This is a genomic window from Haloactinopolyspora alba (assembly GCF_003014555.1).
Lineage (GTDB): Bacteria > Actinomycetota > Actinomycetes > Jiangellales > Jiangellaceae > Haloactinopolyspora > Haloactinopolyspora alba.
Genome location: NZ_PYGE01000014.1, coordinates 1 through 23,084 on the forward strand (window position 1 = coordinate 1; position 23,084 = coordinate 23,084).

The window sequence follows — 23,084 nt, forward strand, 5'->3', positions numbered from 1 at the left end:
TGCTGGTCGTGAGGATGCTGGCCGCGGTGGTGGCCGCGACATGCGCACGTCCGCGCAACGACGCGCCGACGCGCTCGTCGAGCTCGCCCGGCGCCAGCTCGACAGCGGTGAGCTGCCCACCGCCGGTGGCGAGGCGCCACACCTGAACGTCACGTGTGACCTCGACACCCTGCAGGCACGGACCGGCGGACACGGCGAACTCCCTGATGGAACGATCCTCCGCGGCGAGGCCGTGCGCCGGCTGGCCTGCGACGCGGACATCACCCGCATCATCACCGGACCCGACTCACAGCCCCTCGACGTCGGCCGCACCCGCCGCACCGCCACCCCGGCACAACGCAAAGCGCTACGCATCCGCGACCGCGGCTGCCGCTTCCCCGGCTGCGACCGCCCCGCCGCATGGACCCAAGCACACCACGTGACCTTCTGGTCGAACGGTGGCTCGACCGACATCGACGAAATGGTGCTGCTGTGCAGGCACCACCACACCACCGTCCACGAAGGCGGCTGGCACATCCACACCATCGGACCCGGCAGATTCGTGTTCACCAACCCAGCCGGACAGCCCGTCTTCGCTGCCCGGGCCGAATCGACACGGCACCTCGTCACCCGACTCGTCCACCTCACCACCCAACCCCGCGCCGGCCCGAACCATCGCGCGGCATGATCACCACGACGGGTGCCGCCTGATCACCGCACCCATGAGCACCACGACAACGGATCAGCGGAATCGGCACGAGCTCTGACGTGAGCTCGGTGGAACGAGAGGTCGTGGACGTTGAGTCAGTCAGGTCGACTCGATGAAGCGCTCACCCAGCTGGCGTAGGTGGTCACGCAGCTCCGGCGGCTCGACGATGGAGAAGTCGGCGCCGACCGTCCCCAGCACGAAGGCCGGCCAGTCGAGGGCGTCCACGTTCATGGTCAGCCGACTCGAGCTCTCGTCCAGCGCTTCGACGGTTCCCCAGTCCCACACGGCGCGCTGCACGGTGGCCGCCGGCGCCTGGACGTCGACCACGACCCGGTACCGCGTCGGTATCGAGGTCAGCCGGTCGCGGACATAGGTCGCGGCGTCGTCGGCCGGCAGCTCGCGGGGACGGAACCGGGCGCCGGTAGTGGTCGCGCCCGCGAGCCGGTCCACCCGGAAGGTTCGCCAGTCGTGGCGTTCGACGTCCCAGGCCACGAGGTACCACCGGCGCCCGAGCGAGACGAGACGGTGCGGCTCGACCTGACGGGTCGCCTGTTCGCCGTCCCGCGTCCGGTAGTCGAAGCGCAACCGCTCGTCGTCACGGCACGCCTGCGCGATGACGGTGAGGTCCTGCGCCTCGACGGTCGGGCCGCCACCGAACACGGCCGGCACGGTGTAGGTCTGCAAGGCGTCCACGCGCCGGCGCAGCCGTGGCGGCAGCACCTGCGTCACCTTCGTGAGCGCCCGCACGGACGTCTCGCCGATACCCGCGACGGCGCCACCGGCGGCATTGCGCAACCCCACGGCGATGGCCACGGCCTCCTCGTCGTCCAGCAGCAGCGGCGGCAACGCGGCACCGGCCCGAAGCTGGTAACCGCCCGCGACCCCTCGGGTGGCGTCCACGGGGTAGCCCAGCTCGCGTAGCCGGTCGACGTCGCGGCGCAACGTCCGTGCGCTGACCGCCAGCTGCTCGGAGAGTTCCGTCCCCGGCCAGTACCGATGCGTCTGCAGTAACGACAACAGCCGCAGCATCCGTGCGCTCGTGTTCGCCATGAGACTCATCCTCGCGGTCATTGAGGTCAGAAAGTGGCCTGAATGAACTCTACCGTGGTCGACATGGACACAGCGATGATCCGAACCCACGGACTGACCAGGCATTTCACGGTGAAGAAAGAGACGGTCGAAGCCGTACGCGGACTCGACCTGCAGGTCGACGAAGGCGAACTCGTCGCCGTGCTCGGCCCGAACGGCGCCGGCAAGTCGACCACGTTGCGCATGCTCACGACGCTCATCCCGCCGACGTCGGGGACGGCGCGGGTCGCGGGGCACGACGTCGTCGGCGAGCAGCGCGAGGTACGGCGACGTATCGGCTACATCGGCCAGGGCAACGGCGCCGCGCACAGCCAGCGCGGCCGCGACGAGCTGATCAGCCAGGGCCGCGCCTACGGCATGTCACGCACGGCGGCGCGGCAGCGCGCGGACGAGCTCGTCGAGTCGCTGGACCTGTCGGGCGTCGCCGACCGGACCGTCTCCTCACTCTCCGGCGGACAGCGCCGGCGCCTGGACATCGCCATGGGTCTCATCCACGCACCCGAACTGCTGTTCCTCGACGAGCCGTCCACTGGCCTGGACCCGCAGAACCGGGCGCGGCTGCAGGAGCACATCGTCCACCTGCGCGCCGCGTACGGCACCACGATCGTGCTGACCACGCACTACCTCGACGAGGCGGACTCGATGGCCGAGCGGATCGTCGTCGTCGACCACGGCCGGGTGATCGCCGACGACACCCCCGCCCGGCTGAAGGCGAACCACTCCGGCGACCACGTCACGTTGGGCTTCGGCGCCGAGATCGACGCTCGCGCCGCATCCGACGTCGCCCGGCGGATCCCCGGCGCGAATGTCGAGACCCTCGGCGCCACGGTGCACGTCCGGGTCGTCGGCGGCCCGCAGGTCGTCCCCGGGCTGCTGCGGGGCATCGGGGAGCAGGGCGTGGCCGTCTCATCGGTGGAAGTCGCCCGGCCCACACTCGATGACGTCTTCCTCAACCTGACCGGCCGCAGCCTGCGCGAGGGCGGCGCCGAACCCGCGGGCACGCACGAGTCCGCCACCACAGAGCAGGAGATCGCAGCATGAGTACGACCATCGCGCCCGTGAGCGCCACCACCATCGTGTCCGACACGGCCACCGTTCTCAGCCGCGAGTTGCGACCGGTCCTGCGGGACCCGTTCTCGGTGATCTTCAGCATGATCCAGCCGCTGATCTTCCTCGGCCTGTTCGCGCCACTACTGCCGGACCTCGGCAGCCAGGGCTCCGCCCTGCAGTGGTTCGTGCCCGGCATCGTGGTCATGTCATGCCTGTTCAGCACCTCGTTCACCGGATCCAACCTGCTGTTCGAGATCCAGACCGGCTCGCACGAGCGGATGCTGGTGACACCGTTGCGGCGGCCGGCGCTGATCATCGGCCGCGCGCTGAAGGAGACCGTGCCGCTGATCGTTCAGACAGCGATCATCGTCGGCGCCTGCCTGCCGTTCGGCTTCGACCTGCATCTGGGTGGCGCGGTCCTGGGGTTGCTGATCCTGGCGATCACGGCGGTGGGGCTGGGCGCCCTGTCGTACACGCTGGCGCTCGCCTCGAAGAACCAGGAGTGGCTGTTCTGGACCGTCCAGCAGACCGTGCTGTTCCCGTTGCTGTTGCTGGCCGGGATCCTGCTGCCGGTGGACGGCGGCCCGGGCTGGCTGCGCACCATGGCGGAGTTCAACCCGTTGAGCTACGTGGTCGACGCGGAACGCGCGCTGTTCAACGGCGACTTCGCCCTGGACACCCTGGGTGCCGGCGCACTTGCCGCGGTGGGGGTCGCCGCACTCGGCCTCGCGGTCGGCACGCGGGCGATGCGCCGCTCGTCCTGAGCCGGCACCCGAAGACGACGCAACTCCTCGTGACCGTCGACCTTCCGCGCCGCGGTGCGGAAGGTCGACGGTCACGAGGACGGCACGGCGAGCAGGCGACCGCCGGCGTACATCGCCCCGGCCGCCGACGCCGCGGCGGCCGCAGCCAGCACCCAGGCCGCCGAGTACGAGACGGACTGGGCGAGCGCTCCGAACACGATCGGTCCGAGCGCGTTCCCGATCGCCAGCCCGGACAGCCCGATCCCGGCCACGGCTCCCGGCCGCAGCGGGTCGGCACGGACGAGCGTCAGGAAGAACAGCGCCGTCCACCCCCAGCCACCGGCGATCGCTCCGACCGCCCCGACCTCGAGAAGAACCGCCGTCCCGGTCGCGCCGAGCAGCATCGTCACCGAGCCGGCGACGAGCATCCACGGCATCAGCGCCGTGGCCGCTTCGGGGCGGCGATCGGCGAGCATCCCCGATGCGATCCGGACGACCACGCCGACCACGCTGGCGACCCCGAGCAGGAACCCCCCGTACGACTGGCTCAGCCCCGCCGAGACGGCGCTGTCGGTCAGGAACACGCTGATCCCGGTCGCCGCCATCGACGCGAGAGCGGCCCCCAGCGCCAGCGCGAGCGTGGCGGTGCGTCCGGGACTGTGCTGCGGCCCCGACCCCACAGCGGCAGCGGGAGCCGCGTCACGCGGCGACGGCCCGGCGGTGGCGAGCAGGAGCATGACGGCGGCGAACGGCACCAGCCCGACGGCGAAGACCCAGCGCCAGCCGACCGTCACCGCGATGGTCGGCACCGCGAACCCGGCGACCATCGTGGCGAGCGGGATCGACGCCTCCTTGATGCCGAAGACCATCCCTCGGCGGCCCGCGGGGACCGACCCGGCGACGAGACGGGTCAGGCCGGGGTCGACGAGAGCGATCCCGACACCGGCGCACGCCATCAGAATCATCAGTCCGCCCCACCGCTCGGCGAACAGCGCGATGCCGGTCATGGCTCCGGCACTCACCATCGACCCCAGTGCGATGCTCGTGCGGGCGCCGCGGCGGTCGGCCAGGATCCCGGTGAACGGCGCGGCCGCGGCTCCGGCGATGTACAGCACGGCGACGGCGGCCCCGAGCACCACCTCCGACACGCCCAGGTCGTCGCGGACCTGCGCGGCGGTCGCGCCGATCAGGAAGGCGGGCAGGGACGGCACGACCAGCCCGATGCCGACGGTGAGGACGACGCGTACGGACAGCGATCGCGCCTGGGCTGTGTCGGTCACGCTCGTCTCGTTCGCTCTCGGCGGCAGTGCCTGTTGATGATACGCAATATATTGCACTCTTCATATTGTTCGGAAGCTCTGCTATGTTCACCGCGTGTCCGGAGTGAAGCTGAACCGACTACGGCGGGTGTCCCTGCGCGAACGGGTGCTCACCGAGCTACAGGGCCACATCGTGTCGGGCACGTTCGCCCCCGGCCAGCGGCTGAACGACTCGGAGCTGGCCGAACAGCTCGGCGTCAGCCGCACGCCCGTGCGCGAGGCCCTGCAGCAACTTCAGGCCATGGGCCTGGTCGAGGCGATCCCGGGCGCGTCCACCAGAGTCACCGAGGTCGACGCGGCCGATGCGGCGGCCGTGTTCCCGGTCGTGGCCCAGCTGCACGCGCTGGCCACCAGGCTCGCCGTCGACGCGCTGACCGCCGCTGACGTCGAACGTCTGCACCGGCACAACGCCGACCTGCTCGAGGCGACCAAGTCCGGCGACCGCGACCGCATGATGGACGCCGACACCGCCTTCCACGACGTCTTCATCGAGCTGTCCGGCAACCCCGTCCTCGCCGAGCTGCTCGACCAGCTGACGCCGCGGGTGCGCAGATTCGAGTACGCGCTCTTCGACGATGCCGCCGGCCACGCCTCGGCGCACGACCACGAACAGATCATCGCCGCGTGCGAGGCATCCGACGTCGGCCGGATCGGCGAGCTCGTCGAACGCAACTGGCTCAGCCTCGGCGACGACGTGGTCCGCCAGCTCAAGATCCAGGAGACGCCGTCGTGACCCGGGAGACCACTCAGGGCACCTCGAGGGCTCCGGCGCACACCGGCGTCGTCGGCAGGTCCCTCCCGGCCGACGACGCGGCGGCGATCGTGGCGGGCGATCTCGAGTACGTCACCGACCGTCGGGTCGACGGCATGCTGCACGGAGCGGTCCATCGCTCGGCACACCCCCACGCCCGGATCGTCTCCGTCGACACCGCCCGGGCGGCCTCCGAGCCCGGCGTGGTGGCCGTGCTCACCGCCGGCGACGTGCCGTGCAATCAGCTCGGCACCGACTCGGAGAACGGCGCCGTGCTGGCCGGCGACGTCGTCCGCCAGGTCGGCGAGGCGATCGCCCTCGTCGCCGCGGCCGATCCCGAAACGGCGCGCCGGGCGGCCGACCTGATCGAGGTCGGCTACGAGCCGCTGCCGGTCGTCGACGGACCGGACTCGCCCGCGCCCGTCACCGTGCACCCGCGGGGCAACGTCGCCGGCACCCTCACGTTCGAGTCGGGAGACGTCGCCACCGCTCTGTCGTCGTCGGACCTCGTCGTGGACGTCGACACGACCACGTCGGCGCAGGAGCACGTCGCCATCGAGACGCCGGGCGGGATGGCCGAGTGGGATCTCGGCAAGATCACCGTCTGGTGCGGATCACAGAACCCGGGCCTGCACCGCAAGCTGGTGGCGCACGCGCTGCGCCTGAATCTCGACGACGTGCGGCTGGTCAGCAACCCCGTCGGCGGCGCGTTCGGGTCACGCAACGACGACCCCGCACCGGTGTACCTGGCGTTGCTCGCGTGGCACACCACCCGCCCCGTACACCTGCACCTGTCGCGGCGGGAGACGATCGTCGCCGGGCCGAAGCGGCACCCCTACCGCACGCGCGTCCGGCTCGGGTTCGACCGGGCGGGGACGCTGCGCGCGATCGACAGCCGGGCCGTCGCCGACACCGGGCCGTACGTGACCGCGGGCCGCAACGTCCTGAAGACCTCCGCCGAGCTGTCCAGCGGGCCGTACGCGGCGCCGAACGCGCGCTTCGACGGCACCGTCGCGTACTCGAACAACGCCAACGCCGGCGCGTTCCGTGGCTTCGGCGCGCCGCAGGTGGCGTTCGCGCTCGAGACCGCCGTCTCCGAAGCGGCGGTCGAGCTCGGCCTCGACCCGGTGCAGATCCGCCGCGCCAACCTGACCCGGCCGGGGGACGCACACAGCCTCTACGGGCACACCGTCAGCCGCAGCCTGCGCGCCAGCCAGACGCTCGACGCGGCGGCCGCGCATCCGTGGTGGCGCGACCGCGACGCATGGGCCGCCGGTTCGGCCGGTCCCTGGCGCCGTGGCACCGGCATCGCGATGGCGATCAAGGGTGTCGGCATGGGCAGCGGGAAGGGCGACACGGCACGGGCCCGGCTCATCGTCTCCGCCACCGGGACGGTCAACATCTGGGCCGGCCCCAACCACACCGGGCAGGCCATCGGCACGGCCTACCGGCAGATCGCGGCGGACACGCTCGGCATCGACCACGACCGGATCCGGGTGCACGTCGGCGACTCCGAGCTCGTGCCGGAGTCGGGCGCCACCGCGGCCTCGCGCAGCATGTACGCCGGAGGCTCGGCGGTGCACCAGGTCTGCGGCCGGCTGCGTGCCGTGCTCGACGAGCCCGGTGTCGACACCGGGGCCTCGTTCGACGACGTCGCCGCGCATCTGGTGGCGTCCGGCCGCGCCGAGTACGAGGCCGAGTTCGTTCTCCCCGACGTCGACGACATCGGCCGGATCCCTCCCGAGGCGCTGGCCGACTACGCGCCGCACGCGGTCTACGGGTGCAGTGCGCAGGTGGTCCGGCTGGAGGTGAACACGCTGACCGGTGAGATCAGGCTTCACGGCGTGGTGTGCGCGGTCGACGCCGGCGTCGCGGTGAACCCCGGCGCCACGGTCGGGCAGGCCGAGGGCGGCGTCGCCCAGGGCGTCGGCTTCGCGCTGTTCGAGGAGTACCGGCTGGACGCCGGCGTCCCGGTCACCACGAGCCTGGAGAACTATCTGATCCCCACGGCCATGGACGTTCCGCCCATCGAGACCGTTCTGGTCACCGGGCACGAGAACACCGGCCCGTTCGGCGCCAAGGGGATGTCCGAGGTGGTCGTCGTGCCGACCGCGCCGGCGATCGCGGCCGCCGTGGGATCCGCCACCGGCTTCTGGCCGCGGCACCTGCCGATGACGCCGGAGCGGGTGCGGGCCGGCCTGTCGGCGATGAGCGGCGAGGGGACGAGCGAGCGGAGTGGCCGGCGGAGCGCAGCGGAGCGAGCGAGGACCCGAGCGCGACCAGAGAACATGAGCGCCGAGCCCGCGGAGGGTGCGTCATGAGCGGCGACAGCATGAGGGTGAACGGGACCCCGGCGCGCGGGCACGACCCCGGCGCGCGGCTGCTCGACGTGCTCCGTGACGACCTCGGCCTGCGCGGTGTCAAGGAGGGCTGCGGTATCGGCGAGTGCGGTAGCTGCACCGTCCTGCTCGACGGCGAGCCGGTCTGTTCCTGCCTCGTGTTCGCCGGGCAGGCCGAGGGGCGCGACGTCGTCACCGCGGAGGGCCTCGCCCCGGCGGGCGAGCTCGGCCGCCTTCAGCAGGAGTTCGTCGACCACCAGGCGTTGCAGTGCGGCTACTGCATTCCCGGCGTCGTCGTGTCCGCGGCGGCCCACCTGGCCGGGGCGGACCACGTCGACGAGAGCAGCGTCCGCGAGGCCCTGTCCGGGAACCTGTGCCGTTGCACCGGGTACTCGAAGCTGGTGGCCGCCGTGCTCGCCACGGCCGACGACGGGGACCAAGCATGACCGGCCGCGCCCTGGCCCGTGCCGACACGCCCGCGGCGGCGGATGCGCTCTGCGCCCGCGGCCGTCCGCTCGCCGGGGCCACCGACCTGCTGGTACACGGCCTGGACGGCGTGCGCGGCGAGCTGGTGGATCTCACCGCGATCCACGACCCGCGGCCACCGGTCGAGCGATTGGCGGACGGCCGCGTCCGGGTGTCGGCGACCGCACCGATCAGCGCGATCGCCCGCTCGCCGGAGCCGGTCCCGGTAGCGCTGACCGACGCCATCGCCCAGTTCGCCTCTCCGCAGATCCGCAACCGCGCCACCCTCGGCGGCAACATCGCCAACGGCTCACCCGCCGCGGACCTGGTGCCGCCGCTGGTCGTGACCGACGCCGTCCTCGGCGTGCGCGGCGCGGACGGACGCCGGTCGGTGCCCGTCGGCGAGATGCTGGCCGGCCCCGGGCGCACGACGCTGCGGCCGGGTGAGTGGATCGAGTACGCCGACCTCGCGCCGGTGCCGCACTCGGGTTTCCGCAAGCTCGGCTACCGCCGGGCACTGGCCGTCGCCGTCGTGAGTCTGGCGTGGTCGTGGTCGCCGGGTTCTCCCCGCTCCGGCACGGAGCCGGGCGGCGCCGTCGCGCTGCACGACGTCCGCCTCGCCGCGGGCGCGGTCGCACCGACCGTCGTGCGCTGCCCGCGCGCCGAAGCCGCCCTGAACACGCTCGACGCGACGTGCGTCGACACCGCGGCCACCGCCGTCCACGACGACATCGCGCCCATCGACGACCTGCGCGCAAGCGCCTGGTACCGCGCCGACGCACTGGCCGGACTGGTGCGAGAGCTTGCACCGGCCGCGACGCGGCAGCTACGAGAAGGGGACACCGCCCAGCCATGAGATACGGCATCACCATCCCGCTCGATCGACCGATCGGCCACGTCGGTGCCCTGGCGGCGCACGCCGAGAAGCTCGGTTTCGACGAGCTGTGGCTCGCCGACCACTACTACAACCGCGACGTCGCGGTGGCCCTGACGCTGATGGCCGAGCACACCGAGACGCCGACCCTCGGCACCGCGGTGGCCAGCCCGTTCCTGCGTCACCCCACGCTGCTGGCGAGCCTCGCCGGGACCATCGGCGAGCTGGCCGGCGAGCGTTTCGTGCTCGGCCTCGGCAGCGGCGGCTACGAGTTCGGGCAGGAGATGGAGATCTCCATCAAGCGGCCGCTGGCCGCCATCGCGGAGTCCACCCGGATCGTCCGGGAGCTCCTGGCCGGCCGCGCCGACGTCGCCGGTGACGTCTTCAGCGCCCGTGGTTCCGCGCTGCGCTGGCCCGCCGCGCGCACCCCGGTCCACCTGGCCGCTCGCGGCCCGAAGATGCTGGCCCTGGCCGGTGAGATCGCCGACGGCGTCATCACCCACGGCATCTCGGACACGCACATCGACTACGTCCGCGACAAGACCGGCGGCGGCACCGACGTGTGCCTGATGCTCGACGTCGAGGTCGGCGACGACCAGCGCGGAGCCTACGAACGGCTGCGCCCCCGCTGCCTGATGATGGCCGGCGGCTCCTACGCGGACGAGCTGATCGACGTGTACGGGCTACCCCGCGACCAGGTCGCCGCACTGCGCGAGGCCGTGCGCACGGACGGGCGCGAACGCGCCGCCGAGCTGGTCACCGACGACATCGCCGCCGCGTTCGGCATCGCCGGGCCGGTCTCGCACGTCCGCGAACAGCTCGGCCGGCTCGACGCGCGCGGGGTCGACTCGGTCATCCTCTCCGTGGGTGGCGGCACGGCCGACGAGGTCGCCGACCACATGACCCGTCTCGCCGAGGCGGTGCACGGATGAGCGCGCTGCCCTCGACCGCCACCGTCCTCGGCTCCGGAGCCGGCGCGCTCGCCTGCACCGTCGAGCTGTCGCACCACGGCGTGGACGTGACGCTGGCCGACCTGCCGGCGTTCGCGTCCGGCCTCGACACGATCGCCGCCGCCGGGCAGGTCGTGCTGAAGACGCCGTGGCACGGCGCGGTGCCGGCACCCGTCGCAGCCACCAGCACCGACCCCGCCGCGGCCGTCGGCGGCGCCGAACTGATCGTCGTCTGCGTCCCGGCGTTCGGTCACACCACGTTCGCCGAGCTGCTCGCCGCGGCCGTCGTGGACGGTCAGCGGGTGCTGTGGGTCGGAGAAGGCGGCGGGAGTCTCGTGTTCGCCGACGCGCTGCGCCGCGCGGGCAGGCGCCCGGACGTCGAGATCGGCGAGACCAACAGCCTCCCGTACGGCGCGCGCGTCCGCGGGCCCGGCATCGTCAGCGCCTCCCGCAAGGCCGGCGGCACGCTGGTGTCGGTGCTCGGACCGGACCGCGGCCTGGTGGACACCGCCCGCGCGGTGTGGCCCTGGATGTCGGCCGCCGACAACGTGTGGGAGACGGTCCTGCTGAACTTCAACGCCATCGACCACGTCCCCCCGATCATCTGCAACCTCGGCGTGGTCGAGGGCCGCAACGGCAAGATGCTCCTCTGGGGCGAGGGTGCGTCACCGAGTGTCGCGCGGATCATCGAGACCCTCGACGGCGAGCTGTTCGAGCTGCGGAAAGCCCTGGGTGTGCGTAACACGAAGCGCTACGCCGACTACCTCGTCGAGCAGGGGTTCGCCCCGGCCGGCACCTCGTCGTTCTTCGAGCTGCTGCAGGCCAGCACGTTCTCGGACAGCACCTTCCGGTGCGGGCCCGACGCGCTGTCCAGCCGGTACGTCACCGAGGACGTCCCCTACGCGCTGGTGCTGTTCTCCTCCATCGGCCGCGCCGTCGGCGTGCCCACCCCGACCGTCGACAGCCTGACCCACCTCGCGTCGATCGCGCTGGGCCGCGATCTGTTCGCCGAGGGCCGCACACTCGCCCGCGTCGGCCTGGACGGGCACGACCGGGACGGTCTCGTCGCCGCCGCCGAGGAGGGCTGGTGGTGACCGGCGTCCGCCTCACCGGCGGCACGGTGCTGGCGGCGGACGGTGACACCGGAACCACGGACGTCACGGTGCGCACCGGCCCGTCCGCCGGTGCCGCGGAGGCGGCCGGCGACGTCGTCGACGTGACCGGGCAACTGGTCCTGCCCGGTCTCGCCAACGCCCACGATCACCTGCGCTCGCTCCTCCCGGCCACCCGCGAGGCGGAGACGATGCCGCTGCCGGCCATCATCGAGCGGGCCGGGGCGGCCGGCGCCGCCGCCACCGCCGAGCACTACCGCGACCTGACCGCCCAGGGCGCGGCCCGGATGGTCCTGTCCGGGGTGACCTCGGCGATCGACCACATCTACCCGGTTCACGTCCCGGGCATGATCGAAGCGGCCGCCGCCGGCCACGATCGTGTCGGGCTGCGCGCGTCGCTGGCCGTCGGGCTCATGGACTCCGGTCATCCGGCCGTGCTGCAGGACCCCTCGGTGACCATCGACGACGTCGCCCGCATCGCCGACGACGCCGTACCCGCCGACCGGTTGTTCCTGGCTCCCGTCTCGCTGCGGCAGTCGTCGCCGGACGTCTACCGGGCGGCGGTGTCCGCCGCCGACCGGCTCGGGATGCGGCTGTACACCCATGTCGCCGAGTCGGCCGCGGAGGTCGACGCCTGCCTCGCCGAGCACGGCATGCGCCCGGTCGAACTGCTGCACTCGCTCGGGTTCCTGCGTCCGGGCACGGTGCTGGTCCACTGCGTGCACCTGGACGAGCGGGAGCGGCAGCTGGTTGCCGACACCGGCACGGCCGTGGCCTACTGCCCCTCGAACCATCTGCGCTTCGCGAAGGGATTCGCGCCGATACGAGACCTGATCGATCGTGGCGTCACCGTCGGGCTCGGCATCGACGGCATGGTGGACGGCTTCACCGAGATCCGGCAGGCCGTCTACGCCCAGGCGCAGGCCGCAGGAGCCACGGGTGTGCTGACCTCCGCCGAGGCGTTCCGGATGGCGACCACGGCCGCGGCGTCCCTCGCCAGCGGCGACCGTGCCGACCCCGCGGCCGACCCCACACCCGGCGCCTGGCCCGACGCCGTCGTCGCGTCCCCGAACCGTCTCGAACTACAGCCGGTCGCCGACCCGCTGTGGACCCTGATCCACCGCATGACCGGCACCGACGTCACCGACGTCTACATCGGCGGCAAGGCCGTCGTCCGTGACGGACAGTTGACCCGAGTCAGCCATGACGAGGTAGCAGAGCGCGCCGCGGCGGCCACGGCCGCCATCGCCTCCGCAGCAGGCGTCGACCTCCGTCCCGGCGGTGAACACGCCGCCACCCCGCCCGGCCCGGCTGGGCAACGTGCGAGTTCTCGATGACACGAGGAGGCACCACATGACACGCAAGAGCAGCGTCGCCCTTGGACAGCACCGTGCCGGCAATCCGTTCGCCCTGGACAGGCGGCGGTTCCTCGGCCTCGGCGCCGGAGCGCTGGCCGGGGCCGCCCTGGCCGGCTGCGGCGGATCGTCGAGCACCGTGGGCTCCGGAAACGGAGGCAACGGCGGCAACGGTGGTGGTGGTGACAGTCTCACCGTGTGGGGCAGCAACGCCTGGTCCGAAGGCGACGCCCCGTTCGTGAAGGCTCTCGAGAACTACTCCGACGCCGACGTCACGTTCGAACCGTTCCCCGCGAACGACCTCGTCAACAAGATCACCACCGCGATCAACGGCGGTGGCGGCCCGGACGTCATGCTCCTCGACGTCAGCCAGGTGACCCAGTTCGGCGCCTCCGGCCTGTTCGCCGACATCACCGACCGGTTCGCCCCGATGGCCGGTGACTTCTTCGAGGCCAACGTGCTGTCCGCGCAGTACGAGGGACGCCAGTACGCCGTCCCGTACGACACGAACAACGTCGGGCTGTTCTGGAACAAGCGGATGTTCTCCGAGGCCGGGATCGACGCCCCGCCGACGAGCTGGGAAGGCCTCCTCGACGCCGCGCTCGAGCTCACCCACGACGAGCAGTACGGCTTCATGATGGGCGCGCTGGGCTACGGCGCGTACCTGTGGTGGCCCTGGCTGTGGCAGAACGGCGGGCGGATCCTCACCGACGACCTCACCAAGGCCGCGTTCAACGACGACGCGGGCCGTGAGGCGTGGCAGTTCTACGCCGACCTCAACCTGGTCCACGGCGTCGTGCCGCCGACCTTCCTCACCGTCACCCAGTCGTGGGACGCCTACACCGACCCGTTCGTGACCGAGAAGGTCGCGATGATGACCACAGGCGGCTGGGGGATCGCCTCGATCGACGCGATCAACCCCGAGCTCGAGTACGCCGTCGCTCCACTGCCCAGCAGGGACCGCAGCGCGACCGTCGTCGGTGGCAACGCGCTGGCCGTGTCCGCCGAGTCGGCCAACGCGGACGCGGCCTGGAAGCTGATCGAGTACCTGGTCAGCTCCGAGCAGCGCTCGGTCCTCGAGGGTGTGTCCCGGATGTCCGCCCGGCGCGACGTGCTCGAGACCGACTACGTGCAGGGCGACCCGACCCGGCAGACGTTCGCCGAGCAGGCCGAGGTCGCCGTCGCGCGTCCGTCCATCCCGAACTGGGGCGAGATCGAGTGGGGCGTCATGGCCGAGACGTGGGACAGCGTCATCCACGAGAAGGCCGCACCGCTCGATGCGCTCGCGCAGGCACAGACCCGGGTCGACAAGGTGCTGGCCGGCTAGAACCGGAGGTCCTCCGATACGGGGGTTCGACATATGACCGTGACCACGCCTGTCCGCGACTCCGCTTCGCGGCCGCCGCCGGCGCAGCAGCGCCCGATCCCGCTGCGCCGGCGGCTCACCCCGTTCGCGTTCGTCGCACCGGCCGTCGTGATGCTCGTGATCATGCTCGCGTACCCGGTCGGGAACGCGATCTGGACGAGCTTCAACCACGAGGTCGCCACCGAGCCCGGCCAGGGCGAGTTCGTCGGGCTCGACAACTTCCGGGCCGTGTTCGGCGACCCCGACTTCGCCGGCACCGCGGTCAGGAGCGTGCTGTGGGTGTTCGGCAACCTGGTCCTCCAGGTGCTCGTCGGACTCGTCATCGCCTCGGTGCTGAACCAGCGGATGCGCGCCCGCGCGGTGGTGCGCAGCGTCGTCATCATCCCGTGGGTCGTGCCGACCGTCGTCGTCGCGCTCATGTGGCGGTTCATGCTGGACCCTTCCAGCGGCCCGCTGAACGAACTGCTGCTGTCCACGGGCGTGGTCAGCGAGCCACCGCTGTGGCTGGCCGACACCGAGCTGGCGTTTCCCGTGCTGATCCTGATCAGTGTCTGGAAGTGGACCCCGTTCGTCGCGGTCATCCTGCTGGCGGGTCTGCAGTCGGTGCCGGACGAGGTGCGTGAGGCGGCCCTGATCGACGGCGCGACGATGTTCCAGCGGTTCCGTTACGTCATCATGCCGCACATCAGCACCAGCATCGCGATGGCCAGCGTCCTCACCATCGCGTACTCGATCAACAACTTCGCCGGCATCTGGCTGTTCACCCGCGGCGGCCCGGCGGGGAGCACCGAGACGCTGACCACCCTGGCCTACAGGTACGCGTTCCAGGCGTTCGACTTCGGCAGAGCCTCCGCCGTGGCGGTCGTCCTGTTCGTCTTCGTGTTCCTGGTCAGCTGCGTGTACTTCTACATCGTCGAGGGGAGGCGGAGATGAACGCACACGCATCCCACCCCCGCCTGCGCCGGACCGGGCTGTACGCGCTGGTCGCCGTGGTCCTCGCGACCGTGCTCGTCCCGTTCGGGTGGATGGTGCTCTCGAGCTTCAAGACGCCGGCCGAGATCCGCGGCCTCACGGACAGCTGGCTGCCCGGCGGGCTGTACCTGGGCAACTACCAGGGACTGCAGGACACGTCGTTCGTCACCTACTTCGTCAACAGCATGGTCATCGCCGTCGGCACCACGTCGATCGCGATCCTGATCGCCGTGCTGGCCGGCTACGGCCTGGCCCGGTTCAACTTCGTCGGCAACCGGATGCTGCTGATCGCCATCGTGACGATGCAGATGTTCCCCGCCGTGCTGCTGGCGGTGCCGCTGTACAAGATGCTCAGCACGGCCCAGCTGCTGGACACACGGGTCGGGCTGGTCGTCGTCTACACCACGTTCGCGATGCCGTTCTGCATCTGGATGCTGCGCAACTACTTCCTCACCGTGCCCGTCGAGGTGGAGGAGTCCGCGATGATCGACGGCTGCAACCGCCTCACCGCGCTGTGGCGGGTCGTGCTGCCACCGACGATGCCGGCGGTCGCGGCGGCCGCCGCGTTCTGCGTGATCCAGGTGTGGGAGGAGTTCCTGTACGCGAACACGTTCATCGACTCCGACGAACTGCGGCCGCTCTCGGTCGGGCTGAACTCACTGATCGGGCAGTACTCCACCGAGTGGGGACGGCTGATGGCTGCCGGAGTGCTGATGGTGATCCCGGTGGTGCTGATCTTCGCGTTCCTGCAACGGTTCCTCACCCAACTCGCCGGGGGCTCGGTCAAGGGATGAGAATCACCGACGTCCGATGCGTGCGCTACACCGGCGAGCTGCACCATCCCGAGCCGTTCTGGCCCGAGCGGCTGCGGCGCCCCACCGACGCGTACCCGGAGTTCGCCGCGACCGGCCCCGTCGACCTGCCGCGCACCGGGCCGGGCCGCTACCGGGTCGAGAGCATCTTCCTGCACATCGACACCGACGAGGGCGTCACCGGGTCGACGGCGCACATCTCCGCCGACCAGGCGCACATCATCAACGCCACGCTGCGCCGGCTTCTCCTCGGGGCCGACCCGCTGGCGACGGAACGGATCTGGGACATCGGGCGCCGCTCGTCCATCCATGCGCGGCGCGGCGCCGGAATGCTCGCCCTGTCCGCCGTGGACTGCGCGCTGTGGGACATCCGCGGCCGGCGTTTCGGGGTTCCGTGCCACGTCCTGCTCGGCGGGCCGACCAGGCAGCGTGTCCCGGTCTACGTGTCGACGCTCGGGACGCCGCTCGATCACGACACCGTCCGGCGCGTCACCCGCGAGGTCGTCGACTCCGGGGCGAAGGGCGTCAAGTGGTTCCCCCGATGGGGACCGCCGGACGGGCAGGCAGGGGTGCGTGCCGTCGCCGAGCTGGTCGAGACCGTGCGGGCCGAGGCCGGCGACGACCTCGAGATCATGCTGGACGCGTGGAGCTCGTGGGACGTCGAGTTCACCGTGAACGTGGCCCGGGCCTGCCGCGACCTGCGGCTGCGCTGGATCGAGGAGCCGCTCGACACCGACGACATCGGGGGCTACCGTCGGGTACGCGATCTGCTCGGCCGCACCGGCAGCACGGTCGCCGTCGCCGGCGGCGAGCACGAGTACGGCCGATGGGGGTTCGCCGGGCTGGTCGCTGACGGCGTCTTCGACGTCTGTCAGCCGGACCCGCACTGGGCCGGTGGGATCAGCGAAGTGACCAAGATCGGCGCGATCCTCGGCGCGGCGGGCGTGCCGATGGTTCCGCACGGGCAGTCCCTGCAGTGCAACGCCGCGCTGGCGTTCGCCACGTCGCCGCATCTCACCCCGGAGATGGAGTACCTCGCCAAGCTGGGCCCGCTCTACCAGCACTTCCTCGCGGAGCCGATCGCGCCCTCCGGCGGCATGATCGACGTGCCCTCGCAGCCCGGCCTGGGCATGGAGCTGGACCAGGACCGAATCGTCGACGCGGAGCCCTTGCCATGACCGGCGCGATACCCAGCACACCGGTGGTGGCGTCGCTGTGGCGCTACGACGCCGACACGGTCGGCGCGATGGCCGCACCACACGGCGTCAGCGTGCTCGAACCGTCGCCGGGGGTCGCCACCACGGATCTCGTGCGCAACGCCGACATCGTGCTGGCCGACCCGTCCGGCGAGCGGGCCCTCACCGGTGACGTCATCGCGGCGATGCGCAACTGCCGGCTGATCCAGCAGCCGTCGGTGGGCCTCGACACCATCGACCTCGCCGCCGCGGCGGCGCACGGCGTGCCGGTGGCGAACACGGCCGGCAGTAACAGCCGGTCGGTGGCCGAGTGGGTACTGATGGCCACGATGACGCTGTTGCGCGACGCCCACCGCTCCCACGCGGCGATGGCCGACGGCGACTGGCCGCGCCCGGACCCCGGTCGCGAGCTCGGCGCACTGACCGTCGGGCTGGTCGGCATGGGCGGCACCGCCCGCGCGGTGGCGCACCTGCTGGCCGGGGTCGGTTCTCCGGTGCTCTTCCACCACCGCAGGTCCTGCGCGGACCCTCCGGACGGTGCGCGCCAGGTGCCGCTCGACGAGCTGCTGCGCGACAGTGACGTCGTCAGCCTGCACGTGCCGCTCGGACCGGCCACCACCGGACTGCTCGGCGCCGACCGGCTCTCGCTCATGAAGACCGACGCGGTCCTGGTCAACACCAGCCGCGGACCGGTGGTCGACGAAGCGGCCCTGGTCGACTGGCTCGCCGCCGCCCCGGACCGGAGGGCGGCCCTCGACGTGTTCGACGTGGAGCCGCTGCCGCCGCGTTCTCCGTTGCGGTCCACCGCGCAGGTGCTGCTCAGCCCGCATGCGGCGGCGCGGACCGTCGACGCCCGCCGTCGCCTCGACGACGTGGTGGCGCAGAACCTGCGACGCGCGCTGTCCGGGCGCGAGATCCTGCACCTGGTCGACACTGCCGGAGGCCCGTCATGAGCAGTCTGCGTCTGCACTCCATCGACCTGCTGGCGACCATGACCGGCGCGGAGATCGGCGACGGCGCCCTGCTGGTCCGCGACGGCTGGATCGAGAAGATCGGCACGACCAGCGAGATCACGGACGCGGCCGACGAGTCCGTCGACCTGTCCGGGCACGTGGTGCTGCCCGGCCTGGTGAACACCCATCAGCACCTCTGGCAGAGCCTGGCCAGAGCCGTGCCGGCCGCGCAGGACGCGGCGCTCGTCGACTGGCTCATGGCGCTGTTCCCGCTGTGGGAGAAGCTGACACCCGACGGCGTCCGGACGGCCGGGCGGCTGGGCGCCGCCGGGCTGGCGCTGTCCGGGTGTACGACCGTCGCCGACCACCACTACGTGTGGCCGAACGGCATCCGGATGGACGACCTCGTCGACGGCGTCGCGCCGGTCGGTGTCCGCGCCCATCTCACCCGCGGCGGCATGAGCGTCGGCGCGTCGCAGGGCGGCCTGGCCGCCGACGTGCTGACCGAGCGCGAGGACGCCATCGTCGACGCGACCGAACGGGCCGTCAGCGCGTTCCACGACCCCGAGGCCGGCGCCATGATGCGCATCGCCGCCGGCCCGCCGTCCGTCCTGTCCACGTCGGCGGAGCTGATGCGCGAACTGGGCGCGCTGGCGCGCGAGCACGGCATCGGACTGCACACGCACCTCGCCGAGACCGCCGGCGAGTCCGAGCGGTGCGTGGCGGCCGTGGGCGCGCCCGCCCTGCCCTACCTCGAGTCGCTCGGCTGGAGCGGAGAGCACGTGTGGTTCGCGCACGCGGTGCACCTCGCCCCGGACGAGATCCGGTCGCTGGCGGGGTCCGGAACCGGGGTCGCGCACTGCCCGACCTCGAACATGCGCCTGGGGTCCGGGATCGCCCCGCTCGGCGAGTTCCTCCGAGAGGGCGTCCGGGTCGGCCTGGGCGTCGACGGCGCGGCGTCCAACGACTCGACCGACATGTTCGCCGAGGTGCGGCAGGCGATGCTGCTCGCCCGGGTCATGGCAGGAATGAAGGGAATGGGGGGAATACGGCATGGTTCCGCCGGGCACCGCCTGCTGACCGCCCGCCAGATGCTGCGCCTGGCCACCGCGGGCGGCGCCGAGGTGCTGAGCCGTGACGACATCGGCACGCTCGCGCCGGGCAAGGCCGCCGACATCGTCGCCGTCGACCTCGACCGGCTGCGCTTCGCCGGTCAACACGACCCGCTGGCCGCACTGGTCCTCTGCGGCACCGCACACGTCGACCAGTCGTGGGTGCACGGGCGCCGGGTGGTCGAGGACGGGCGACTGCGCACCGTCGACGTCGACGAGCTGACCGCCGAGCATCGGGCCCGGTCGGCGGAGCTGACGGCATGACCGCCGCCACGTCCGGCATCCGCGAGCTGCTGGCCTTCGTCTACGACGGACGGACCGCCGACGACCTCGCCGACCGGCTCGAGAAGCGCTACCCGGTCGCCGTGAACGACCGGCGGGTCCGGTTCGACAGCGCGGACGCCGTTCTCATCAGCTACGCCGACACCGTCCGGAACGGGCCGGTTCCGCCGCTGCGGACGCTGCGGCGGGTCGTCGGCGAGCACGCGCCGGAGTACACCCACCTGCACGTGCTGCCGTTCTTCCCGTCCTCCGGCGACGGCGGCTTCTCGGTCACCGACTTCACCGCCGTCGACCCGGCCCACGGCACGTGGGACGACGTGACCGCCCTGGCCGGCGACCGGCGGCTCATGGTCGACCTGGTGCTCAACCACGTGTCCGCGGAGTCGGCGTGGTTCCGCCGGTTCCTGGCCGGCGACGCCGAACACGCCGGCTGGTTCCACGTCGTCGACCCGGCCGCCGACCTGAGCGCGGTCTTCCGGCCACGCACGCACCCGCTGCTCACCCGTTTCGAGACCGCCGACGGCCCGGCGCACGTGTGGACCACGTTCTCCGCCGACCAGGTCGACCTCGACTTCTCCAACCCCGCGGTCCTGGAGGCGGTCCTGGACGTGCTGGCCGGATACGTCGCGAACGGCGCCCGGATGCTGCGCCTGGACGCGGTCGGGTTCGTCTGGAAGGAGCTCGGCACACCGTGCCTGCACCACCCGAAGACGCACGCCATCGTCAAGCTCGTCCGCGCCTTCCTGGACCGGATCGCCCCGGGTGTCCAGGTGGTCACCGAGACCAACGTGCCGCACGCGGACAACGTCGCCTACTTCGGCGACGGCCACGACGAAGCACAGATGGTGTACAACTTCTCGCTGCCGCCGCTGGTGCTCGACGCGTTCACCCGCGGCAGCGCCGCTGACCTGTCGAACTGGGCGGCGAACCTGCAGACACCGGGCGAGACGACGTTCTTCAACTTCCTCGCCTCCCACGACGGCATCGGCATGACACCCGCCTCGCCGATCATCGGGCCCGAGCGGGTGGCCGCCCTCGCCGAGCGCGCTCGCCGGCTCGGCGGTGACTGGTCCGGGCGGACGACCGACGACGGGACCGTCGTGCCGTACGAGCTGAACATCAACTACGCCGACGCACTCGCCGACCACCCCGGCCAGGACGGGCGCGAGATCGCCGGACGGATGCTGGCGGCGGCGTCCATCCAGTTCGCCCTGCAGGGCGTGCCGGGGGTCTACATCCACAGTCACCTCGGGTCGCGTTCGTGGCGGGACGGACCGTCGGTGACGGCGGAGAGGCGCTCGATCAACCGGGAACGGCTCGCCCTGGACCGGCTCGACGCGGAGCTGGCCGATCCCCGCGGCGCGCGGGCCGTGACGGTCGAGGGTCATCGCCGGCTGCTGCGAGCCCGCCGCGACCACCCGGCGTTCGACCCGTACACGCCGCATCACGTCGAGCCGGTCGATCCGCGCGTGTTCTCGCTGATCAGGCAGAACGAGCACGGCGAGATGTGGTGCGTCACGAACGTGTCGGCCGGCACGGTGGACGTCGACTCGTTACCCGGCTGGGCCCGGCGCCGGGACGTCCTCACCGGACGGACCGAAACGGGCCGGGTCGAGCTCGGGCCGTACGAGTACCGCTGGTACCGGCGGTCGTGACCGCGGCAAGTCCTCAGCCGGTGGGGCGCCGGAACACCAGGCAGTAGTCGCCGGTCAGCCACTCCGGCTGCTCGTCCCAGCACAGGAACGTCTCGCCGACCATCGTCAGATGCGCGGACACCTCGCGCGCGACGTCCCATGCCAACGGCGTGAACACACCGTCGTCGCGCATGTTGCCGACGTTGATCACCACGTGCCCTCCCGGCCGCATCAGCTGCGCCACCTGCGCGAACACGTCCGTCAGCTCGCGCAGGTACACGGCGTAGTCGCCGTCGAGCGTCTCGTACGCGTTCAGCGGGTTCTCCGGGTGGTTCACCATCGCCATGTACGGCGGCGAGGTCAGGCACAGGTCCATCGGCCCCTGCACCAGCGACGCCACCCGGCGCGCGTCGCCGCGGATGACCTGTCCGGTGCCGCCGAGACGACCGCGCACCAGCTCGGCCCGGTCGCCCAGCAGCTCGACCCCCACGGCGCGGCGTCCGAGCCGGCCCGCGACGACCAGCGTGGTTCCGTACCCGGCGAACGGGTCGAGGACGACGTCGCCGGGCCCGGTGAACTCCTCGATCACCGTCCGCGCCAGGTTCTCGGTGAAGTGCACGTCCTCGTCGGCGTGCCGGAAACGCTCGTTCGCCAGGTCCGAACTCCACTGGCGCAGCCACGGTTGCATGAGCACATCCTTGTCGATGCGGTCGGCAGCGCGCCCGCCGGGCAGCCGAGTGCGGTTATTCTTCCCGGCGTGACAACGGATCGGACGAACTGGGCCGGCAGCTTCAGCTACGACGCCCGGCGGGTGCACGCGCCGCGATCGGAGGACGAGCTGCGCGAGATCGTCGCCGCCTCCACCAGGGTCCGGGCGCTGGGCAGCCGGCACTCGTTCAGTCAGGTCGCGAACACCGACGGCGACCTCGTGTCGCTGGCGGACCTACCGCGGACCGTCTCCGTCGACGCCGCGGGTTCGACGGTGACCGTCGCCGCCGGCATGCGCTACGGGGAGGTCTGCCGCGAGCTGCACGAGCACGGCTTCGCCATGCACAACCTCGGGTCGTTGCCGCACATCTCGATGGCCGGCGCGGTGGCCACGGCGACCCACGGCTCGGGTGACGGCAACGCCAGCCTCGCCTCCGCCGTGTCCGCCCTCGAGATGGTCACCGCCGACGGCGAACTCGTCACCGTGGACCGGGACGCGGACGCCGAGCGCTTCGGCGGCATGGTCGTCGCGCTCGGCGCGCTGGGCATCGTCGTCCGGATGACCCTGGACGTCGTCCCCACGTTCGAGGTTCGCCAGGACGTGTACGAAGGGCTGGCACTCGACACTTTCGAGAAGAACGCCGACGAGATCTTCGCCGGCGCGTACAGCGTCAGCCTGTTCACCGACTTCGTCGCACCGACCATGACCGCCTGGTTGAAGAGCCGTGTCGACGACGTGGACCCCGCCGGCCCCGATCCGGACTGGATGGGCGCCCGGCGCGCCGCGAGCGCGCACCACCCCGTTCCGGGGATGTCCGCCGAAAGCTGCACCGGCCAGCTGGGAGTCCCGGGACCGTGGTACGACCGGCTCCCACACTTCCGGCTGGACTTCACGCCGAGCAACGGCGCCGAGCTGCAGTCGGAGTACCTGGTCCCGCGTGCCGCCGCGGCCGACGCGCTGCGGGCGCTGCACGGCATCGGCGAGCACATCGCTCCGGTGCTGCAGATCTGCGAGCTGCGGACGGTCGCGGCCGACGAGCAGTGGCTCAGCCCGGCATACCGGCAGGACGTCGTCGCGTTCCACTTCACGTGGGTCCGGGACGCCGCCGCGGTGATGCCGGTGCTGAAGCTGATGGAACAGCAGCTCGCGCCGTACTACGCCCGCCCGCACTGGGGCAAGCTGTTCACCCACGAACCGGGGCACCTGCGGTCGCTGTTCCCCCGGCTGAGCGACTTCCGCGCGCTGCGGCACGAGCTCGACCCGAGGGGGACGTTCGGCAACGCGTTCGTCGACCAGCACATCGGCTGAATCAC

General features: G+C 71.8%; 21 protein-coding genes. 18 read left to right on the top strand and 3 right to left on the bottom strand.

What is annotated here, in order from left to right; all coding sequences use genetic code 11:
- The coding region (locus tag CLV30_RS17465; protein WP_146154799.1) for an HNH endonuclease signature motif containing protein at positions 1–667 on the top strand (667 nt) is incomplete at its 5' end.
- A 120-nt stretch (positions 668–787) separates the two neighbouring features.
- On the opposite strand, the gene CLV30_RS17470 is transcribed toward CLV30_RS17465, so the two are convergent.
- Entirely contained in the window at positions 788–1,738 is a 951-nt protein-coding gene (locus tag CLV30_RS17470) for a helix-turn-helix transcriptional regulator (RefSeq protein ID WP_205740550.1), read from the bottom strand.
- Positions 1,739–1,813: 75 nt separating this feature from the next.
- Between CLV30_RS17470 and CLV30_RS17475 the strand changes: the two genes are divergently transcribed.
- Together CLV30_RS17475 and CLV30_RS17480 are read left to right on the top strand one after the other, a co-directional pair.
- A complete protein-coding gene (locus tag CLV30_RS17475) occupies positions 1,814–2,818 on the top strand; it encodes an ATP-binding cassette domain-containing protein (RefSeq protein ID WP_106538635.1) in 1,005 nt (334 codons plus the stop codon).
- Positions 2,815–3,591 (top strand): ABC transporter permease, encoded by a 777-nt coding sequence (locus CLV30_RS17480; protein WP_106538522.1) that lies wholly within the window; start codon positions 2,815–2,817, stop codon positions 3,589–3,591. The genes CLV30_RS17475 and CLV30_RS17480 overlap by 4 nt, the downstream gene beginning before the upstream one ends.
- Before the next feature lie 71 nt (positions 3,592–3,662).
- Here the strand turns inward: CLV30_RS17480 and CLV30_RS17485 are convergent, their stop codons facing one another.
- Positions 3,663–4,850 carry an MFS transporter gene (locus tag CLV30_RS17485; RefSeq protein WP_165358484.1) on the bottom strand — a complete coding sequence of 396 codons (1,188 nt, stop codon included), beginning with the start codon at positions 4,848–4,850 and terminating at the stop codon, positions 3,663–3,665.
- 94 nt (positions 4,851–4,944) lie between these two features.
- On the opposite strand from CLV30_RS17485, the gene CLV30_RS17490 reads away from it, so the two are divergent.
- The 14 genes from CLV30_RS17490 to CLV30_RS17555 are packed head-to-tail and all read left to right on the top strand — an operon-like array spanning position 4,945 to position 21,083.
- A complete protein-coding gene (locus CLV30_RS17490) occupies positions 4,945–5,622 on the top strand; it encodes a GntR family transcriptional regulator (protein WP_106538524.1) in 678 nt (225 codons plus the stop codon).
- A complete protein-coding gene (locus tag CLV30_RS17495) occupies positions 5,619–7,961 on the top strand; it encodes a xanthine dehydrogenase family protein molybdopterin-binding subunit (protein WP_106538525.1) in 2,343 nt (780 codons plus the stop codon). Before CLV30_RS17490 ends, CLV30_RS17495 begins: the two co-directional genes overlap by 4 nt.
- Entirely contained in the window at positions 7,958–8,425 is a 468-nt protein-coding gene (locus tag CLV30_RS17500; protein ID WP_106538526.1) for a (2Fe-2S)-binding protein, read from the top strand. The genes CLV30_RS17495 and CLV30_RS17500 overlap by 4 nt, the downstream gene beginning before the upstream one ends.
- Positions 8,422–9,300: an FAD binding domain-containing protein gene (locus CLV30_RS17505; RefSeq protein WP_106538527.1), complete on the top strand. Its 879-nt coding sequence runs from the start codon at positions 8,422–8,424 to the stop codon at positions 9,298–9,300. The genes CLV30_RS17500 and CLV30_RS17505 overlap by 4 nt, the downstream gene beginning before the upstream one ends.
- Entirely contained in the window at positions 9,297–10,250 is a 954-nt protein-coding gene (locus CLV30_RS17510; protein WP_106538528.1) for an LLM class flavin-dependent oxidoreductase, read from the top strand. Before CLV30_RS17505 ends, CLV30_RS17510 begins: the two co-directional genes overlap by 4 nt.
- On the top strand, positions 10,247–11,362 hold the full coding sequence (locus CLV30_RS17515) for an NAD/NADP-dependent octopine/nopaline dehydrogenase family protein (RefSeq protein WP_106538529.1): 1,116 nt from the start codon (positions 10,247–10,249) through the stop codon (positions 11,360–11,362). The genes CLV30_RS17510 and CLV30_RS17515 overlap by 4 nt, the downstream gene beginning before the upstream one ends.
- Positions 11,359–12,717, top strand: coding sequence for an amidohydrolase family protein (locus CLV30_RS17520; RefSeq protein ID WP_165358483.1), 1,359 nt, complete (start codon positions 11,359–11,361; stop codon positions 12,715–12,717). The genes CLV30_RS17515 and CLV30_RS17520 overlap by 4 nt, the downstream gene beginning before the upstream one ends.
- Before the next feature lie 16 nt (positions 12,718–12,733).
- Positions 12,734–14,062, top strand: a complete 1,329-nt coding sequence (locus CLV30_RS17525) for an ABC transporter substrate-binding protein (protein ID WP_106538530.1) — start codon at positions 12,734–12,736, stop codon at positions 14,060–14,062.
- A gap of 33 nt (positions 14,063–14,095) precedes the next feature.
- Positions 14,096–15,034, top strand: a complete 939-nt coding sequence (locus CLV30_RS17530; protein WP_106538531.1) for a carbohydrate ABC transporter permease — start codon at positions 14,096–14,098, stop codon at positions 15,032–15,034.
- Positions 15,031–15,867 carry a carbohydrate ABC transporter permease gene (locus CLV30_RS17535; protein WP_106538532.1) on the top strand — a complete coding sequence of 279 codons (837 nt, stop codon included), beginning with the start codon at positions 15,031–15,033 and terminating at the stop codon, positions 15,865–15,867. Before CLV30_RS17530 ends, CLV30_RS17535 begins: the two co-directional genes overlap by 4 nt.
- A complete protein-coding gene (locus tag CLV30_RS17540) occupies positions 15,864–17,063 on the top strand; it encodes an enolase C-terminal domain-like protein (protein WP_106538533.1) in 1,200 nt (399 codons plus the stop codon). The genes CLV30_RS17535 and CLV30_RS17540 overlap by 4 nt, the downstream gene beginning before the upstream one ends.
- A complete protein-coding gene (locus CLV30_RS17545) occupies positions 17,060–18,034 on the top strand; it encodes an NAD(P)-dependent oxidoreductase (RefSeq protein ID WP_106538534.1) in 975 nt (324 codons plus the stop codon). Before CLV30_RS17540 ends, CLV30_RS17545 begins: the two co-directional genes overlap by 4 nt.
- Positions 18,031–19,410 (top strand): 8-oxoguanine deaminase, encoded by a 1,380-nt coding sequence (locus CLV30_RS17550; protein ID WP_106538535.1) that lies wholly within the window; start codon positions 18,031–18,033, stop codon positions 19,408–19,410. Before CLV30_RS17545 ends, CLV30_RS17550 begins: the two co-directional genes overlap by 4 nt.
- Entirely contained in the window at positions 19,407–21,083 is a 1,677-nt protein-coding gene (locus tag CLV30_RS17555; protein WP_106538536.1) for an alpha-amylase family glycosyl hydrolase, read from the top strand. The genes CLV30_RS17550 and CLV30_RS17555 overlap by 4 nt, the downstream gene beginning before the upstream one ends.
- Positions 21,084–21,096: 13 nt before the next feature.
- On the opposite strand, the gene CLV30_RS27680 is transcribed toward CLV30_RS17555, so the two are convergent.
- Entirely contained in the window at positions 21,097–21,750 is a 654-nt protein-coding gene (locus CLV30_RS27680; protein WP_129710884.1) for a TRM11 family SAM-dependent methyltransferase, read from the bottom strand.
- Positions 21,751–21,819: 69 nt separating this feature from the next.
- On the opposite strand from CLV30_RS27680, the gene CLV30_RS17565 reads away from it, so the two are divergent.
- Positions 21,820–23,079 carry an FAD-binding protein gene (locus tag CLV30_RS17565; protein ID WP_106538538.1) on the top strand — a complete coding sequence of 420 codons (1,260 nt, stop codon included), beginning with the start codon at positions 21,820–21,822 and terminating at the stop codon, positions 23,077–23,079.
- Positions 23,080–23,084: the final 5 nt, after the last annotated feature.